14 protein-coding genes are annotated in these 17,888 nt (G+C 75.0%); 6 read left to right on the top strand and 8 right to left on the bottom strand.

Translation table 11 applies throughout. The annotated features are described in order from the left end of the window. Positions 1–139 precede the first annotated feature (139 nt). Positions 140–1,714 carry an LCP family protein gene (locus ACFZBX_RS35610; protein ID WP_391537958.1) on the bottom strand — a complete coding sequence of 525 codons (1,575 nt, stop codon included), beginning with the start codon at positions 1,712–1,714 and terminating at the stop codon, positions 140–142. A 219-nt stretch (positions 1,715–1,933) separates the two neighbouring features. Here ACFZBX_RS35610 and ACFZBX_RS35605 point away from each other — a divergent pair, with 219 nt between their 5' ends. Further along, the gene (locus tag ACFZBX_RS35605) at positions 1,934–2,974 is read left to right on the top strand and encodes a glycosyltransferase family 2 protein (RefSeq protein WP_391537957.1); all 1,041 of its coding nucleotides are present in this window, start codon (positions 1,934–1,936) and stop codon (positions 2,972–2,974) included. 85 nt (positions 2,975–3,059) lie between these two features. Next, positions 3,060–3,782 (top strand): acyltransferase, encoded by a 723-nt coding sequence (locus tag ACFZBX_RS35600; protein WP_391537956.1) that lies wholly within the window; start codon positions 3,060–3,062, stop codon positions 3,780–3,782. A 7-nt stretch (positions 3,783–3,789) separates the two neighbouring features. Here the strand turns inward: ACFZBX_RS35600 and ACFZBX_RS35595 are convergent, their stop codons facing one another. The 4 genes from ACFZBX_RS35595 to ACFZBX_RS35580 form a co-directional block, all read right to left on the bottom strand. Next, entirely contained in the window at positions 3,790–5,466 is a 1,677-nt protein-coding gene (locus ACFZBX_RS35595) for an LCP family protein (protein WP_391537955.1), read from the bottom strand. Between the two features lie 235 nt (positions 5,467–5,701). Beyond that, a complete protein-coding gene (locus ACFZBX_RS35590) occupies positions 5,702–6,952 on the bottom strand; it encodes an LCP family protein (protein ID WP_391537954.1) in 1,251 nt (416 codons plus the stop codon). 36 nt (positions 6,953–6,988) lie between these two features. Beyond that, positions 6,989–7,780: a TIGR03089 family protein gene (locus ACFZBX_RS35585; RefSeq protein ID WP_391537953.1), complete on the bottom strand. Its 792-nt coding sequence runs from the start codon at positions 7,778–7,780 to the stop codon at positions 6,989–6,991. 150 nt (positions 7,781–7,930) lie between these two features. Continuing rightward, positions 7,931–8,422 (bottom strand): SgcJ/EcaC family oxidoreductase, encoded by a 492-nt coding sequence (locus tag ACFZBX_RS35580; RefSeq protein WP_391537952.1) that lies wholly within the window; start codon positions 8,420–8,422, stop codon positions 7,931–7,933. A 39-nt stretch (positions 8,423–8,461) separates the two neighbouring features. Between ACFZBX_RS35580 and ACFZBX_RS35575 the strand changes: the two genes are divergently transcribed. Both ACFZBX_RS35575 and ACFZBX_RS35570 read left to right on the top strand, forming a co-directional pair. Next, positions 8,462–9,418 carry a DNA-3-methyladenine glycosylase family protein gene (locus ACFZBX_RS35575; protein ID WP_391537951.1) on the top strand — a complete coding sequence of 319 codons (957 nt, stop codon included), beginning with the start codon at positions 8,462–8,464 and terminating at the stop codon, positions 9,416–9,418. A gap of 44 nt (positions 9,419–9,462) precedes the next feature. Continuing rightward, entirely contained in the window at positions 9,463–9,750 is a 288-nt protein-coding gene (locus ACFZBX_RS35570) for a type II toxin-antitoxin system Phd/YefM family antitoxin (RefSeq protein ID WP_391537950.1), read from the top strand. A gap of 143 nt (positions 9,751–9,893) precedes the next feature. Here ACFZBX_RS35570 and ACFZBX_RS35565 read toward each other — a convergent pair whose 3' ends face one another. From ACFZBX_RS35565 to ACFZBX_RS35555, 3 genes are all read right to left on the bottom strand, one after another. Continuing rightward, complete coding sequence (locus ACFZBX_RS35565) at positions 9,894–11,186, bottom strand: coenzyme F420-0:L-glutamate ligase (protein WP_391537949.1); 1,293 nt, start codon at positions 11,184–11,186, stop codon at positions 9,894–9,896. Further along, entirely contained in the window at positions 11,183–12,142 is a 960-nt protein-coding gene (cofD, locus tag ACFZBX_RS35560; RefSeq protein WP_391537948.1) for a 2-phospho-L-lactate transferase, read from the bottom strand. The genes ACFZBX_RS35565 and cofD overlap by 4 nt, the downstream gene beginning before the upstream one ends. Positions 12,143–12,224: 82 nt before the next feature. After that, positions 12,225–12,878, bottom strand: coding sequence for a cysteine dioxygenase (locus tag ACFZBX_RS35555; protein ID WP_391537959.1), 654 nt, complete (start codon positions 12,876–12,878; stop codon positions 12,225–12,227). A 628-nt stretch (positions 12,879–13,506) separates the two neighbouring features. Here ACFZBX_RS35555 and ACFZBX_RS35550 point away from each other — a divergent pair. Both ACFZBX_RS35550 and ACFZBX_RS35545 read left to right on the top strand, forming a co-directional pair. Further along, positions 13,507–13,776 (top strand): WhiB family transcriptional regulator, encoded by a 270-nt coding sequence (locus tag ACFZBX_RS35550; RefSeq protein WP_030310813.1) that lies wholly within the window; start codon positions 13,507–13,509, stop codon positions 13,774–13,776. 233 nt (positions 13,777–14,009) lie between these two features. After that, the gene (locus ACFZBX_RS35545) at positions 14,010–17,885 is read left to right on the top strand and encodes a glycosyltransferase family 2 protein (RefSeq protein WP_391537947.1); all 3,876 of its coding nucleotides are present in this window, start codon (positions 14,010–14,012) and stop codon (positions 17,883–17,885) included. Positions 17,886–17,888: the final 3 nt, after the last annotated feature.

The raw sequence follows: 17,888 nt of genomic DNA, 5'->3' as shown, positions 1-17,888 counted from the left end.
AGACGCTCGGCTGGGAAACCCCAGCCGAGCGCCTGCATAGACTCATCGCGGCCTAGACAACCGACCACGTGTTGCGACAACCGCTAGAAACCACCGTCGGCACCCTGCCCCTCGCCGTTCCCGCACGAGCCGCTCCGGCTCAGGGGCAGATGATGTCGCTCGCCCGCTCGACGCCGCCCGGGTCCGCCCCGCCGCCGCTCCCCGCCCCGTCCGCGTTCGGCTCTCCCGCCGGGCCGGACGGTGCCGCACGGGGTGCCGGGGGCAGGGGGGTGGCGGTGGCCGTCGGCCCGGCCGCCGGGTAGTCCGTGCCCGCGTACAGCTGGAGGATCACCCCGAGCCCCGGCACCGGGGTCAGCTCGGCCTCCGGCACCGCGCCCGCCAGCGTCCGCGCCGCGTCGGCCCAGCGCGGGTCGTAGCGGATCACCGTCCGCCCGGTCGCCGTGCCCGCCGGGGCGTTGGACGGCGCCCCGGTGGTGGCGAACCCGGCCCGCCGCAGCTCGGAGTCGACCCGGGCGCCCAGCCCCGCCACCCCCGCCGCGTTGAGCACCTGGACGTGCACCTGCTCCGGTGCGACGGCGGCCGCCGGAGCCGGGGCGGGAGGGGCTGCGGCGGAAGGGGCCGTGGGACCTCCCTCCCCGGGGTCGTCCGCCGCCCCGCCCGCGCCCTCCGTCAGCGGACGCCCCTCCCGGACGGCGTCGAACAGCTCCTCCGCCCCCTCCTCGTCCCACAGCACCGTCGACCCCCACCCGGCGACCGGATGGTCCACCGAGGCCAGCGGCACGGTCGCGAAGTCGGCCCGCCCGGCCGTCAGGTCCTTCATCCGGGCCGCCAGGGTGATCAGGTCGTCGGCCGCGAGGTCCTGGTCCGCCTTGACCGAGCCGAGCAGGCTGTCCGTGACCCGGGCCAGCCGGACCGGGTTGAGCAGGGTGCCGCTGCTGGTCACCTCGTGCAGCAGCTGGGCGACGAACCGCTGCTGCCGGTGCATCCGCCCCAGGTCGGCGCTGCCGTCCAGGTGCCGGGCGCGCACGTACTTGAGCGCTCCCGCGCCGTCCAGGGTGCTGGTGCCGGCCGGCAGGTCCAGCCCCGAGTACTCGTCCTTGAGCGGCTTGGAGGTGCAGACCCGGACCCCGCCGACGGCGTCCACGGCGGAGACGAACCCGGCGAAGTTCACCTGGAGGTAGTGGTCGATCCGCAGCCCGGTGTTCTCCTCGACAGTGGCCACGGTCAGCTGCGGCCCGCCCAGCCCGTACGCGGCGTTGATCTTCCCCTTGCCGGCCGGGACCTCCTTGTGGGTCGCCGGGTCCTGGTGGGCGGGGATGTCCACATAGGAGTCGCGCGGAATGCTGATCACACTGGCCCGGGAGCCGTCCCCGGCGAGCTGGACGATCATCATCGTGTCGGTGCAGTGGCAGGACTCGCCCCCGGCGTGCAGGACGCTCCTCAGGGTCTTCTCCGGGATGCCGTCGCGCTCGTCGGTGCCGACCACCAGGAAGGTGGTGGAGTCGTCGTCGGCCGGCCGGGCCCGGTCACCCGTGAAGGCGTCGACCCGGTCGATCGACCCGATGCCGCGCAGGACCGCCCAGCCGCCGCAGGAGGTGGCGAGGACGGCGAAGGCGACACCTGCGGCGAGCCGGAGGGGCCAGCGGCGCCGCCGCCGTCCGGGCGAGGCGCCGGCCGGGCCTCCGGGCTGGGCGGAGAGGGGGGAGACGGGCATCTCTCGGATGGTAGGGGCGCCCTCGGTCGGGCCGGGTGAGGGCGCGCCGGGGTCGGGTTGTACGGTGGGCCCCGATCGGTGAATCGTTCCTCCTGGTGCTCTCCGGCGAGGTGGAACGTCTCGTCGACGATCCTTCGCACACGGCCGCCTCCGGGCCGGGCACAGCGCCCCAGACCGGGACAAGACGGCACCCCATCCACACCGGTACGGTTGGCCCCGATGAACACCAAGGCTGCTGAGGAGCTGCCGGCGGTCTCCGTGATCATGCCGGTGCTCAACGAGGAACGACACCTGCGTACGGCCGTCCGGCACATCCTGGAACAGGACTACGCCGGGCCGATGGAGGTGGTGATCGCCCTCGGTCCGTCCACCGACCGCACCGCGCAGATCGCCGCCGAACTCGTGGCCGAGGACCCGAGGGTCCGGACCGTGGAGAATCCGACCGGGCGCACCCCCGCGGGACTGAACGCGGCGATCCGCGGCTCCCGCCACCCCGTCGTGGTCCGGGTCGACGGCCACGGTCTGCTGACGCCGGGCTACATCACCACCGCGGTCCGGCTGCTCTGCGAGATGGAGGCGGCCAACGTCGGTGGCGTCATGCACGCCGAGGGCGAGACCGAGTGGGAGAACGCGGTCGCCGTCGCGATGACCTCCAAGATAGGGGTCGGCAACGCCGCCTTCCACACCGGCGGCCTGGCCGGCCCGGCGGACACCGTCTACCTCGGGGTGTTCCGGCGCGAGGTGCTGGAGCGCCTCGGCGGCTACAACGAGGAGTTCGTCCGCGCCCAGGACTGGGAGCTCAACTACCGCATCCGCCAGGACGGCGGCCTCGTCTGGTTCACCCCGCAGCTGCGCGTCACCTACCGCCCCCGGCCCAGCGTCAAGGCGCTGGCCAAGCAGTACAAGGACTACGGCCGCTGGCGCCGGGTGGTCACCCGCTACCACCGGGGCTCGGTCAACCTGCGCTACCTCGCGCCCCCGGCCGCCTTCCTCGGCGTCGTGCTCGGGCTGGTGCTCGGCGCGGCCGTCCACCCGGCCTTCCTGGCCGGTCCCGCCGCCTACCTGCTCGGCATAGGCGGCGGCGCGCTGGTCGAGGGCCGCGGCCTGTCGCTCAAGGCGAAGGCGCTGCTCCCGCTGGCCTTCGCGACCATGCACCTCAGCTGGGGCTTCGGCTTCCTCACCTCGCCGCGCTCGCTGGCCCGCAAGGTGATAGGCACCAGCGCCGCGGCCACCACCGACGTGGTGGCCAAGCGGGGCTGACACCCGCCGCCCCTCCCCGGCACCAATCGGCCAATCCCGCGGACCCGTCCTCCCGTTCCCCCGCCCGGCGCTATCGTCGGTCGCCATGGGGACAGTTGAGGGCGGGTCCGCCGCCGTTTCCGAGAGCGCCGGGGCCCGGATCGAGCCGACCGCCGACGTCGACGGGCGTGCGGTGCTCGGCGCCGGGACGACCGTCTGGCACCTCGCCCAGGTCCGCGAGGACGCGGTGATCGGAGCGGACTGCATCATCGGCCGCGGCGCCTACGTCGGCCCCGGCGTACGCATCGGCGACCGGGTCAAGCTCCAGAACCACGCGCTGGTCTACGAGCCCGCGGTGCTGGAGGACGGCGTCTTCGTCGGCCCGGCCGCGGTGCTCACCAACGACCTCTACCCGCGCTCGGTGGACGTCGACGGCCGGCTCAAGCGCGGCGACGACTGGCACGCCCGCGGGGTGACGCTCCGTCGGGGCTGCTCGATCGGCGGCCGCGCCGTGCTGGTGGCCGGGGTGACGGTGGGCCGCTGGGCCCTGGTCGCGGCCGGCGCGGTGGTGCACCGGGACGTCCCGGACTTCGCGCTGGTGGCCGGGGTCCCGGCCCGCCGGATCAAGTGGGTCGGCCGGGCCGGCGAACCGCTGGAGCCGGCCGGCGAGGACCGCTGGCGCTGCCCGCGCACCGGCGAGGAGTACCGGGAGGCGGACGGCGTGCTCACGCCCGCCGAGCCCGAAGCCGGGCCCGCAGCCGAGTCCGAAGCCCAGCGTGAACCCGAAGCCCGGCGCGAACCCGACGCCGCATCCACCGACGCGTTCTGACGGCGGGCTACTTCGCGCAGACGTCGGTGTCGTCGGCCTGGACCCGCTGGAGGTCCTTGGGCGCCTCGGTCGCCGGCGCGCTCGCCGCGGCCGCGGCGGCGGCCGGCGCGTCCTTGCCGAGCACCAGCACCAGCCCGTCCTTGGCCCCCAGCTTCGGGTCCGCCTTGACCGCGTCGGCGGGCAGGCCCAGCGCGGTGGCCAGCGCCGCCGCCTCGGCGGCCTTCCCGGCCGGGTGGGCGATGGTGGTGGCCTCCGCGACCGGCGCGTTGGCGGCGGTCGCGGCCCGGGCGTAGCCCTTCGCCTGGAGCCGGTCGACGGTCTGCTGCGCCTGCCCGGGCGTCCCGCTGCCGTTGCGCACCGCCACCCGCAGCGCCTTCGCGTCCGCCGCCGGAGCCGCGGCGGCGGACGGCGTCGACGGCGCGGCAGCCGACGGAGCCGCCGGCGCGGCCTGGGCCGCCTCCGGGGTGGCCGCCGCCGAAGCGGTGCCCGGGGCCTGCGGCGCGGCCGCCGGCCCGGTCAGCGACCGGTCGCCCCCGACCATCGAGAACAACTGCCCGGCGTCCGGCTGCTTGAGCACCAGCCGGTTCTCGTCCGCCGGGTCGTCCAGCACCGGCACGGTGGTGAAGGTGATGTGCTCGGTGTCGACCTTGCTGATGTCCAGCGCGAGTTCCGTCAGCTTGTCGACGCTGCCGATCCCGGAGTCGACGGTGAGCGCCTTGGTGGCGGCGTCCGCGAGCTTCCACAGCTTGGCCGGGTTGGTCAGGGTGTCGTCGCTCTTGACCGAGCGGATCATCGAGCTGATGAACTGCTGCTGGAGCGGGATCCGGCTGAGGTCGCCGCCCTGCCCGACGGCGTGCCGGGTACGGACGAAGGCGAGCGCCTCGTCGCCCTGGACGACATGCCGGCCCTTGCTCATCTTCAGGTGCGAATCCGGATCGTTGATGTCCTTGGCCGCGCACACCTCGACGCCGCCGACGGCGGTGGAGAGCGTCTTCACGGCCTCGAAGTCGACCATCACGAAGTGGTCGACCCGGATCCCGGTCAGCTTCTCGACGGTCTTCCAGGTGCAGCCCGGGTCCCGGCCCTCCTGGCCGAGGCTGTTGTTGAACATCGTGCGCGGTGAGCCGGGGATGGTCTTCCCGTCGGGCGTCTGGCAGTCCGGGACGGACACCATGAGGTCGCGCGGGATGCTGAGCACTGTCGCGTTGGTGCGGTCCTTGGCGACGTGGAACAGCATGGTGGTGTCGGCGTGCCCGGCGCTGCCCTCGTCGCCGTACGAGCGGCCCAGGCCCTCCCGGCTGTCGCTGCCGAGCACCAGGATGTTCATGGCGTCGCCGACCGGCTTGGGCCGCTCCGCCTCGTTGCCCAGCTGCACCTTGACGGCGGTGATGTTGTTGTTGAAGTGCTGGTACGCGTAGTACGCGCCGCCGCAGCCGGCCACCAGGACGAACGCGGAGAGGCCGCCGGTCCACTTCAGCAGCCGCCGGCGCCGGTTGCGCCGGGCCGCACCGCGCGCCCGGCGCCGGGCGGCCCGGCCGCCCCCTGCCGCGCTCTCCGGGGCCGCCTCGGAGGCGGGTGGAGTGGCCTCGGCCGGGGTGCGCCGGCGCTGGACGGGGATGCCCCGGGCCGGGTCGGACGGGGCCCGCCCGGCGTCCGGCGTGGCGCCATGGATGTCCTGCTGCACGGGTGTTCCCCTCCCTCCGACCGGTTCTCCGGCCGGTGCGCGAATTGCGCGACCGACTCGGACACCCTAGACGAGCCGGGTGGGGGAATTGTTCCTGATGTGATCTCCGCCATGGCGCGGAACGGCAATTCCGCAGGTGAATCAGGTGCTGGGAATTTCCGGTGAGAACCTTTCAAGATCATGATCCGTGTACGGAATGGTGATCCGATGAACCGCTGATCCGCCCCGTCGAGGGTCAGTGCACCGCGCACGCGTCCACGTCGGCCGTTCGCCCCTCGAAGGACGGAGGAGTGCTGACGCTCAGTGACGGAGTGGGCGACGGAGACGCCGTCCGGGAGGCCAGCGGGGCCGGCTGGGCCGTCGGCGACGGGCCCGACCCCGGCGGCCGCACCTCCACCGGCCGGTCGTCCCGCAGCGCCGCGAACAGCTGGGTGGTCTGCGGCTGCACGAACTCGTCCCGGTCCGAGTCGAACCGGTACGGCTGCCGCGGCGCCGTCAGGAAGGTCACGTCCGAGGACGGGATGCCGCGCAGGTCCTGGGTCAGGTCGTACAGCGCGCCCAGCGAGGACAGCCCGCCGTCGGCCCGCACCGAGGAGGTGGCCGCGTCCAGCACCGGCCACAGCTTGGTCGGGTTGAGCAGCACGCCCTGCGACTGCACCTTGCGGATCAGCGCCGCGAGGAACTGCTGCTGACGCCCCATCCGCTGGGTGTCGCTGCCGTCGCCGAGGGTCTCCCGGGCCCGGACGTAGCCGAGCGCCTGCTCGCCGCGCAGGGTCTGCCGCCCGGCCGGCAGGTCCAGCTTGGCGTCCTTGTCGTGGATCGGCTGCGGGACGCACACCTCGACCCCGTCGACGGCGTCCACCATCCGCTTGAAGCCGGTGAAGTCGACGATCACGTAGTGGTCGATCCGGATGCCGCTGAGCTGCTCGACGGTGCGGATCGAGCAGGCCGGGCCGCCGGTCTCGAAGGCCGCGTTGAACTGCATCAGCGCGGGCCGGCTGCGGGTGCCGTCCGGCTGCTCGCAGGCGGGGACGCCGACCATGACGTCGCGCGGGATGGAGACGGCGGTCGCGTGCCGCCGGTCGGCGGCCAGGTGGAGCAGGATCGTGGTGTCCGAGCGCTGGCCGCCGGCCGAGCCGTAGGAGGCGTTGGCGCCGGTCCGGTCGTCGCTGCCGATCAGCAGCAGGTTCTCCGCGCCGCGGGCCCCGGCGGTCCGGGCGGGGCGCTCGGCCTCCAGCCGGGCCAGCAGTTGGTCGGTGGTGGAGTCGGTGCGGATGTTGCCGTCGAGCTTGCGGTAGGCGATCCAGAGCAGCGCGCCGGAGGCGACCAGCAGGAACGCGAGGGCGCCGGCGGTGATGATCAGCCACCGCCGGCGGCGGCGCCGACGGCCGCCGGAAGCCTCCGCAATGGCTTCCGGCTCCGCGGCGCCGGCCTCCCCGCTCGGGGGGCGTTCGGTCGGGGGGTGCTCGGTGTCGTCCTCGGCCATGGCAGGCATCCCTACCCGCCGGACCGGTGCCGGGGGTTACCCGAGGCGCAGTGTCACCCGTTCGGATTCCACCCGCTTCTCCCACTGGGCGGCGTCCAGGCCGTCCGAGTTGCGGCAGAGCACCACCGAGGCACCGGCCGACAGCGGCGCCAGCAGCCCGGCCTCCAGACCCGCCCAGTCGTCGTAGGAGAGGGTGGACAGCACCCGGTCGCCCGGTCCCACCCCCAGCCGGGCCGCGCCCTCGCGGGCCAGCTGGACGGTCTGCTCCCCGGTCAGCTTCAGCGGCAGGCCGTCGACCGAGGTCTCCAGCGCCGGGGCGTCCGGGGTGACGGGGGAGTAGGGGGCGAACCGGTCGCCCTGGCCGGGCACCTCGGCCGCGTAGTCCAGGAAGCCGTCCGGCCGCTGCGGGAACCGCCCGCCGAGCGGACGCAGCGCGAGCGCCACCCGCTCGCCCTCGCAGGCCTGGGCGGCCTCCAGGCCGTCCGGGCCGCTGACCACCAGGTCGGCGGCGGCCGGGTCGCCGCCCGGCACCGCCGCCACCCCGACCGACCAGCAGGCGAGCAGCCAGACGGCGCTCTGCCAGTGGGCCGGGAGGAGCAGCGCGGCGCGGTCGCCGGGTCCGGCGTTGAGCTCGTCCTGGAGCAGGTTGGCGGTCTTGGCCACCCAGTTGTCGAAGGTCCGGGCGGAGAGCTCGACGCGTTCGCCGCTGGCGTCGTCGTAGAAGGTGACCAGCGGGGCCGCGGGGTCGACTGAGGGAGCGCCACCTCGCAGGTAAGCGTGCAGCAGCTCGACGGGGGTGCGGGCATCGGCAGCGAAAGGCGAAGTCATGGTGCGCCCCAGCCTACGGCCTTCGGGCGGACGTCCGGGAGGGGTGGTGACGGCGGCGCCGGGCGGCGTGGCGGGCGGGTCGAGATCCCGTGAACATCCGGCTTACGGGCACTTTCCGGTCGGCCCTCCGGGGCGCCCCCGGACGCCCCCTCACCCCGGTCCCGGCCCGCGCCCGACCAGCTCCCGCAGCTCGGCGGTCAGCGCCTGCGCGAGGTCGGGCCGCCGGTCGTAGCGGGCGGGGGTGGTCTGCCACAGCGCGATCCGCCAGCCCGCCCCCGCGTCGACCGCGATCACCGTCTGCAGCGCGTTCAGCGCGGGGTCCACGTCCTGGGCGTCGTCCGGCACCAGGCCGGCGACCGCGTCCAGCTGCGCCACCCCCGGCGCCAGCGCCCGCACCCGCCGCACCTTGGCGACGTACTCGGGCGTCGCGTGGTCGGCGAAGATCCGCCCGAGCTCGGCGGCCATCACCGAGCGGCCGCAGTGCCTGGTCCCGTCGAAGCCGATCACCTCGCCGTCCGCCGCGAACGGCCCGGCGAAGGCCGCGCCGTCCCGCAGGTTCCAGCCCTCCAGCACCCGGTGGTAGAGGGCCCGCACGGCGCTCTCGTCACCTGGGGACAACTCCGCCACCCGCGTATCGTTCATATCCCCATGGTCGGCGGACAGCGGAGGAGGCGCACGACGATGAACGGCGGCAGCGTGCCCGCCCCCAGGGCGGCCGACGGCGGCACCGCGGCGGTGCGCCGCTGGCGGCCCGGCTTCCCGCTGGACGTGGCCCGCACCCTGCTCCCGCTGCGCCGCGGCCCGGCCGACCCGGCGTACCGGACCACCGCCGACGGCGCCGTCTGGCGCGCCTCCCGCACCCCGGCCGGCGTCGGCACCCTGCGGGTGCTCGCCCGCCCCGCCGAGGGCGTGGTCGAGGCGGGCGCCTGGGGCCCGGGCGCGCAGTGGCTGCTCGACCGGCTGCCCGGGCTGCTCGGCGAGGGCGACGATCCGGCGGGCCTGGTCCTGCCGCCCGGTCCGCTGCGCGAGGCCCAGCGCGAGGCGGCCGGCGTGCGGCTGGTCAGGACCGGCCTGGTCCTGGAGTCCCTGGTGCCGGCGATCCTGGAGCAGAAGGTCACCACCGGCGAGGCCTACCGCGCCTGGCGCACCCTGCTGCGCTCCTACGGCACCCCGGCGCCCGGGCCGGTCGAGGAGCTGTGGGCGGCGCCCTCGGCCCGGGAGTGGTCACAGGTGCCGAGCTGGGACTGGCACCGCGCGGGCGTGGACCCGAAGCGCTCGGCCACGATCCAGCGCGCCGTCCGGCTGGCGCCCCGGCTGGAGGAGGCCTCCGGAATGGACCACGAGGCGTCCTTCGCGCGGCTCACCGCCGTCCCCGGCATCGGCGTCTGGACGGCCGCCGAGACCCTCCAGCGCAGCAACGGCGACTCCGACGCGGTCTCGGTCGGCGACTTCCACCTGCCCAACACGGTCGGCTGGGCGCTGGCCGGCCGGGTCCGCAGCGACGACGCCCAGATGCTGGCCCTGCTGGAGCCCTACCGCCCGCACCGCCACCGCCTGTGCCGGATCGTCCTCGCCACCGGCACCCACGCCCCCCGCTTCGGCCCCCGTCTCACCCCCAACGACCACCGCCACCGCTGACCGAGGGGCTCCATGGTGTACACGGCCAGGCGTACGCTCGGTCCATGGCCGAATCGCTGAGCATCCGTGAAGCCCGGGCCCACCTTGCCGAGGTCGTCACCAAGGCCGAATCCGGTGAGATCACCGTGATCACCCGCAAGGGCGAACGTGTCGGGGCGGTGGTGCCGATCGAAATCCTGGACGCGATAGAGGAAGCGGCGGACGAGCCGGCTGCCAGGGAAGCCGAGCTCCACCGCAACGACCCGACGGCCAGCATGGCGGAACTGCTGGCCGATCTGTTCGACTCGCCCCCGGGCTCGGCGACGACCCCTTCGCCGAGGGCCTCGGTCTGAAGAGGCTGACCGGGCACGACGGCCTCTACCGCCTGCGGGTGGGTGCTTTCCGTGTGCTCTACGAGGTACAGGGAGGCCAGATGGTTGTCCTCGTGGTCACCGTCGGCGATCTTCTGGACGTGTACCGCCGACCCTGATGCCTCCTACCGCACCTCGATGAAGGCGTCGGCGGGGCGGTCGGGGCGTGGGCGCGGGGGCTCGGCGGGGTGGCCGACGGCGATGGCGCCCATCGGGTCCCAGTGGGCGGGGAGGTCCAGGGCGGTGCGGACGGTGTCGCGGCAGAACATGGTGGAGGAGACCCAGGCCGAGCCGTAGCCCTCGCCGGCCAGGGTGACCAGGAGGTTCTGCACGGCGGCGCCGATCGCGACGGTGAACATCTCCCGCTCGGCGGTGGCGCGGCGTTCGTCGGGGTAGTCGTGCGAGCCGTCCATCACCAGGCAGGGCACCACCAGGTAGGGGGCGTCCCGCAGGACGTTGCCGCGGGCGGTGCGGCGGGCGATCTTCTCCTCGTCCCAGCCGTCCAGCCCGGCGAGGTCGCGGCGCCAGGCGGCGAGCATCGCGTCCAGCAGCCGGGTCCGCACCTCGGGGGTCTCCAGCAGGACGAAGCGCCACGGCGTGGTGTGGTGCGGCGCGGGCGCGGTGGCCGCGGCGGCGACCGCGCGCCGGACGGCCCGCGGGTCGACCGGCGCGGCGGTGAACGCGCGGACGGTGCGCCGCTGGGTGACGGCCTGCCGGATCGCCTCGGAGGTGCCGAGCCGGAACATGTCCTCGGCGGCGGGCCGGATCAGCGGCCGGGCGCCCTCGCCGTCCTCGGCGGTGACCAGGTGGCCGAGGCCGCGCACCACGGCGACCGGGGTGCCGGTGGCCTTGCCCTTCACCAGGTCGGCGGCGGCGGCGAGCTCGTCGGCGGTGGCGGTGACGGTCTGCGCCAGCTCGTTGCCGTGCGAGTCGGTGCGGCCCCGGTGGTCCTCGATCACGGGCAGCCCGGCGGCGCCGATGGCGACGTCGGTGAGCCCGTTGCGCCACGGCCGGCCGAAGGTGTCGGTGAGGACGACGGCGAGCCGCCGCCCGGTCAGCCGCTGGAGCCGGGCGCGCAGCGCACGGGCGGAGGCGTCCGGGTCCTCGGGCAGCAGCAGCACGGTGCCGGGGGCGGTGTTGGACGCGTCGACCCCGGCGGCGGCCATGACCAGGCCGTTGCGGTTCTCGACGATCCGGGTGCCGCCCCGCCGGGCGACCAGCCGGACGGTCTCGGCGTCGATCGCGGCCTCCCGGTCGGCGGCCTCCAGCACCCGGCCCTCGGCCTTGCTGACCACCTTGGAGGTGACCAGCAGGATGTCGCCGTCCCGGTACTCGGCGGCCTTGGCGATCAGCCCGGCGAGGTCGGAGTCGGCGTCGATCTCGGGCAGCCCGTCGACCGGGAGGACCTGGAAGGTCATCCGCGCACCTGCTCGGCGAGCGCCAGGGCGGCGCGGGCCATCTCGGCGGTGGCGGGGACGTCGGTCATCAGCAGCGGGACGGCCCGGCAGGCGATCCCGCCGGCCTCGACGGCGGCGACGGAGGCCTCGTCCGCGGTGTCCACCAGCCACCCGTCCAGGAGCCCGGAGCCGTAGTTCAGCGCGACCGCCTCGGCGGTGGTCTCCACGCCGACGGCGGCGAGCACCTTGTCGGCCATGCCGCGCACCGGCGCCCCGCCGATGATCGGGGAGAGCCCGACCACCGGGGCGGACGCGGCGGCGACGGCGGCCCGGATGCCCGGCACGGCGAGAATGGTGCCGATCGAGACGACCGGGTTGGACGGCGGGAAGAGGATGACGTCGGCGGCGGCGATCGCCTCCAGCACGCCGGGCGCCGGCTTGGCGGTGTCCGCGCCGATCGGCACGATCGCCTCGGCGTCGACGGCGGCGTGCAGCCTGACCCAGTACTCCTGGAAGTGGATCGCCCGGGTGCCCTGGTCGTCGGTGATCCGCACATGGGTCTCGACCCGGTCGTCGCTCATCGGCAGCAGCCGCACCCCGGGCCGCCAGCGCACGCAGAGCGCCTCGGTGACCTGGCTGAGGGTGTAGCCGGCGGTGAGCATCTGGCTGCGCACGAGGTGGGTGGCGAAGTCGCGGTCGCCGAGCCCGAACCACTCGGGCCCGACGCCGTACTCCTTCATCTCGGCCTTGATGGACCAGGTCTCGTCGGTCCGGCCCCAGCCCTGTTCCTCGTGGATGCCGCCGCCGAGGGTGTACATGACGGTGTCGAGGTCGGGGCAGACCTTCAGCCCGTAGAGGTGGATGTCGTCACCGGTGTTGCCGATGACGGTGATCTCGTCCTCGGGACCGATGGCCTCCCGGAGTCCGCGCAGGAAACGCGCTCCGCCGATCCCGCCTGCCAGTGCCACGATGCGCATGCGCCCATCCTGCCACGCGCCGACGGGTCGTCAGCCCGGTCCTCGACCGTCCGCCGCCGTGCCCCGGCGGGCCCGGCCGGTCTCAGCCGACCTCGGCGGACGCCTGCGGGTGCTGCTCGGGGACGGCCGTGCCGCCGTACTGGTTCATCTCGGTCAGGCCGGGGCTGTAGAGGTGGATGGAGACGGCCGGCTCCAGCGAGCCGTTGACCACCTCGTGCAGGTACCCGGCGGAGAACACCCGCTGGCCGCCGGGACGCAGCGTCCGGGCGCCATCGCCGGCGTGTGTGAGGGAGCGCTCGACGAGCTCGCCCTGGACGACGGTCATCACGCCGGAGGAGGCGCCGTGGTCGTGCAGGCCGCTGCTCTGGCCGGGCAGCCAGCTGAGCAGCCAGACCTCGTAGCCGGGGCCGGTCTCCAGCCGGGCGTACCAGCGGGTGAGCGCGTCGTAGCGGACCAGCGGCTCCCAGCGGGCGCGGTCGGCGGCGATCTCGCGCACCAGCCGGGAGTGGTCGGCGACGGTGACGGGGTGCCCGGGCAGGTCGGTGCGGGCGAGGTGCGGGAAGGCCAGCGGGTCGCCGGCGATGGAGACGTCGCTGAGGCCGTCGGCCCACGGGTGGTCGCCGGGGTGACCGCCGGGGCGGGCGGCCGGGGAGGGGGCGACGGGGCGGGTGGCGGCGCGGAGGGTGTGGCGGGCGAGCTTGCTGCGGTCGCGGTTCCGCTTGCGGATGCGGATCATTCGCACGGGAGTCGTCCTCGGAAGGGCTGGGTCGTCAGGGGATCAGCCGGATCCGGGATGTCCTGGGGCGGGAATCGCGGGCGGCCTCTGTGCTTCCTGGGCGGCGCGCGGCGGGACGGCGGGCGCCTAGATACAGCGGCAGGAGCAGAGGCGACAACAGGAGTTCACGGCACGGCGGAGGGCGGAACCGCTCCGGGGGCTGGCGAACTCTGACATGGAGGCAAGGACATCGTATCCGCGGGGGCGCTGTCAACTCGGCGAGAGCGGACATTCGGGGGAGATGGGTCATGAAGTACCCGATGGGGTGATAAATCACCCTCTATGTTTCGATGGGAAGATCGCCGGGAAGAGAGGGCGGTGACCGGCCTGTGGCGGTGACTGCGCGTCACCCGGCCCCCGGTCGCGAAGGGTTCACCGGCCTTCGAGGGCAATCGGGCGGGAGGTCCGATGTGTCCGGTTATGTACACTATTCGTAACGGCTTGGTGCCGGGGAGTGAATCCTGGCCCCAATACCAGAGCTCGGCTTGACTGGGCCAGAGTGACGCAACTGTAATTTCACTCGTGTCGTCGGCCGCACGAGGCAACGGCAACCACGGGGACGCCAATAGGGGCAGAGGAGGCGCGCCACATGAGCGAGCTCTTTGAGCTGTTGATCGGTGACGGCATCGAGGAGGAAGAGGAACTCGGCTGGCAGGAGCGCGCGCTGTGCGCCCAGACCGACCCGGAATCCTTCTTCCCCGAGAAGGGCGGCTCCACGCGCGAGGCCAAGAAGGTCTGCCTCGCCTGCGAGGTCCGCTCCGAGTGCCTGGAGTACGCCCTCGCCAATGACGAGCGCTTCGGCATCTGGGGCGGCCTCTCCGAGCGCGAGCGCCGCCGGCTCAAGAAGAGCGCCGTCTGACCGGGGTGGACGCGCCCCCCGGATCACCGGACCCCGGATCCTCGAACCACCGGCCCGCACCCGCGGCCGGCGACGGAGCGCCTCACCACAGGTGGTGAGGCGCTTTCGCGTTCCCGGCCGGCCACCGGGACGGACACCGTGGACGGAGCCGCCACCGGGAGCCGTTAGTGTGGTGCGCCATCCGGTTGCCGTTCACCGGCTGTGTCCACCGAGAACTGGGGCCCGCGCACGCGATGACCGTCTACAGCCACCAGAGCGGCCTCTCCTCCAGCAGGCCGCCCGCCTACCCGCGCCACCTGGTCACCGCCGTGATCGTCTCGCACGACGGCGCCCGCTGGCTGCCCCAGGCCCTCGCCGGCCTGCTCGGCCAGGACCGCCAGGTCCAGCGCGTCCTCGCCGTCGACACCGGCTCCACCGACGACTCCCCGCGCCTGCTCGCCGAGACCCTCGCCGACTGGCTCCCGGAGAGCGGCCCGACCGTCCTCGGCCGCCGGGCCGGCTTCGGCACCGCCGTCGCCGAGGCCGTCTTCAACAGCCCCCCGCTGCGCCCCGAGGACCTGCCCTACCGGCTCGACCCCTCCGGCTACGACCCGGTCACCGGCGGCTGGGACGACTTCGGCGACCCCCTCGGCGAGCAGGACGACCTCGGCCGCGGCGGCCCCCGGGAGACCCGGCCCGTCGAGTGGCTGTGGCTGCTGCACGACGACTGCGAACCGCAGACCGACGCGCTGCGCCAGCTGCTCCAGGTCGCCGACTCCACCCCCAGCGCCGCCGTCGTCGGCCCCAAGCTGCGCAGCTGGTACGACCGCCGGCAGCTGCTGGAGGTCGGCGTCAGCATCGCGCGCTCCGGCCGCCGTTGGACCGGGCTCGACCGGCGCGAGCAGGACCAGGGCCAGCACGACCAGGTCCGTCCGGTGCTCGCCGTCTCCTCCGCCGGCATGCTGGTGCGCCGCGACGTCTTCGAGGAGCTCGGCGGCTTCGACCGGGCGCTGCCGCTGATGCGTGACGACACCGACTTCTGCTGGCGGGTCAACGCCGCCGGCCACCGCGTCGTGGTCGCCCCGGACGCCGTGCTCCGGCACGCCGAGGCCGCCAGCCGCGAGCGCCGCGCCATCGACTGCGGCCCCGCCCACCCGCACCGGGTGGACAAGGCCGGCGCCGTCTACACCCTGCTCGCCAACTCCAAGGGCGCGCTCTTCCCCTACGTCCTGCTGCGGCTGGTGCTCGGCACCCTGCTGCGGGTGGTCGCCAACCTGCTCGGCAAGGACCCCAAGCAGGCCTTCGACGAACTCGCCGGCCTCGGCCACGAACTCGTCAGGCTGCCCCGGCTGCTGGCCGCCCGCAAACGCCGCGCCCGCGGCCGCGCCGCCGACGCCCTGGACGACCGCACGCTCTTCCCCGCACCCGGCGCCACCGCCCGGCTCGCCGTCGAGGGCGCCATCGGCTCGCTCGGCATAGGGGGCGGCGACGACGCCGGCGCCGGCCGGCACGGCACCGCCGAGGCCGGCGGCGACGAGGACGCCGAGGACCTGGTCGTCGAGCAGTTCGCGCTGCTCAAGAAGCTGGTCCGGCGCCCCGCCCCGGTGCTGTTCGCGGCCCTGCTGGTGTTCGCCCTGGTCGCCTGCCGCGGCCTGCTCGGCGGTGACGCCCTGTTCGGCGGCGCCCTGCTGCCCGCCACCGACGGCGCGGCCGGGCTCTGGTCGGCCTACGCCGACGCCTGGCACCCCGTCGGCACCGGCTCCACCGCCGCCGCACCGCCCTACCTCGCGGTGCTGTCGATCCTCTCCTGGATGCTGTTCGACCACGCCGACCTCGCGGTCACCCTGCTGGTCGTCCTCGCCGTCCCGCTCTCCGCCGTCAGCGCCTACCTGGTCTCCCGGCCGCTGATCGACTCCAAGCTGGTCCGCGCCTGGGCCAGCGCCACCTACGCGCTGCTGCCCGCCGCCACCGGCGCGCTCGCCCAGGGCCGGATCGGCACCGCCGTGCTCGCCGTGCTGCTGCCGCCGCTGGCCCGCGCCGCCGCGATCACCGCCGGCCTCGGCATCCGCGACGAGAGCGCCGCCAAGGGCGCCCGCCCCGGCTGGCGCTCCGCCTGGATGACCGTCCTGCTGCTCACCCTGGCCACCGCCTTCGTGCCGCTGGTCTGGGCGCTGGCCGTTCCGCTCTGCCTGGCGATGCTGGTCGCCGCCGTGGTCCGCGGCGGCGCCTTCGGCTCCGGCGTCACCGCGCTGCGCCTGCTCGGCCTGCGCGTCCTGGTGATCCTCGCGGTGCCGGTCGGCGTGCTGGCGCCCTGGTCGCTCCAGGTGCTCGCGCACCCGCAGTGGCTGCTGCTGGAGGCGGGCCTGCCCGGCCTGCACGGGGCCGGCCCGACCGCCACCGGGCTGCTGCTGGTCAACCCGGGCGGCGCCGGGGTGCCGCCGGTCTGGCTCTCCGCCGGCGTGGTGCTCTCCGCGCTGGCCGCCCTGCTGCGCGCCGACCGCCGCCGCGCGGTGCTCGCCGCCTGGGGCGCCGCCGGCGCAGGACTGCTGTTCGCCGTCGCGGTGGCCGGCACCTCGGTCACCCCCGCCTCCGGCGGCCCGGCCGTGCCCGCGTGGTCCGGCCCCGCCACCCTGCTGGCCGGCGTCGCCCTGCTGGCCGCCGCCGCGATCGGTGCCGACGGCGCCAACGCCCGCGTGGCCGGCATCGCCTTCGGCTGGCGCCAGCCGGTCGCCGCCCTGGTGGTGGCCGCCGCGCTGCTCGCCCCGCTGGGCACCGGCCTCTGGTGGGCCGTCACCGGCGCCGACGGCCCGCTGCACCGCGGCCGCGGCGCCCAGGTGCCCGCGTTCATCGCCGAGCAGGCCGGCACCACCGACCGTTCCCGCACCCTGGTCGTCACCGGCGACCCGAAGGGCGGCTCGGTCGCCTACACCGTGGTCCGCGGCGCCGGTCTGACGCTCGGCCAGGCCGAGTCCACCGTCGACCCGGCCACCGGCACCACGGCCGGCCTGGACCGCACGGTCGGCAGCCTGCTGGCCGGCTCCGGTGCCGACCAGGCGGGCGCGCTCTCCCGCTACGGCATCGCCTACGTGCTGGTCGACCAGCCGCTGATCGGCGCCTTCAAGGACGTCCTGGACACCACCCCCGGCCTGGTCAAGGCCAACCAGGACGGCGGCGCCGCGCTCTGGCAGGTCGACGGCACCCCCGCCACCCGCGCGCTGATCACCGCCCCGGGCACCGTCCCCGTGGTCGTCCCGTCCGGCGAGCGCGACCTCGACACCACGCTGCCGGCCGGCCCCGACGGCCGGGTGCTGCGCCTCGCCGAGTCCGCCGCCCCGCAGTGGAAGGCCACCCTGGACGGCACCGCCCTGGAGCCGGTCACCGTCGACGGCTGGGCGCAGGGCTTCAAGCTCCCGGCGGGCGGCGGCAAGCTGGTCGTCACCCGGGAGGCCGGCCTGCTGCACACCGGCTGGATCTGGGCCCAGCTGCTGCTCGGCCTGACCGTCCTGGTGCTGGCCCTGCCCGGCCGGCGCAGCCACAAGGACGACGACCTGCCCGAGGGCGTGGTCGAGGCCGCCGCGCTGGCCGCCGCCGCCCAGGCGCAGGCCCCGGCCCCCGGCAGCCGCCGGGCCCGCCGGATGGCCGAGCGCGCCGAGGGCGCCGAGGGCGAGGTCCCGGACACCGACGAGCCGGACGCCGGGGTGTACGAGGGCCGGCCGGGCGCGATTCCGGCGCAGTCCGCCGGCGAACCGGAGGCCGCGGCGGCCCAGGCCGCCGCCGCGCAGGAGGCCGAGCCGTACACCGACCCGTACCAGGCGTACCCGCAGGCCGACCCCTACAGCTACGACCCCTACGCCGCGCAGCAGCCGGTGGGCGCGCCGTACGGCGGCCAGGGGTACGGCGGCCAGGACGGCTACCAGCAGCAGGGCTACCCGGCGTACCCGGCGGAGCAGCAGTACGGCTACGACCAGTACCAGCAGATGGGCCGGCAGCAGCCGGGCCAGCAGGCAGGCCAGCAGCCCTGGGTGCCCGGGCAGCAGGCCGAGCCCTACTACGAGCAGCCGGACCCGAACGAGCCCCATGACCCGAACGGCCCCGGCCGGTACCCGCACCACCACGGATCGGGGAGCTGACCC

This window comes from Kitasatospora sp. NPDC008115 (assembly GCF_042957205.1).
GTDB lineage: Bacteria > Actinomycetota > Actinomycetes > Streptomycetales > Streptomycetaceae > Kitasatospora.
The sequence above is the reverse complement of the archived record's forward strand: the minus strand, read 5'-3'. Positions and strand labels throughout refer to the sequence as shown.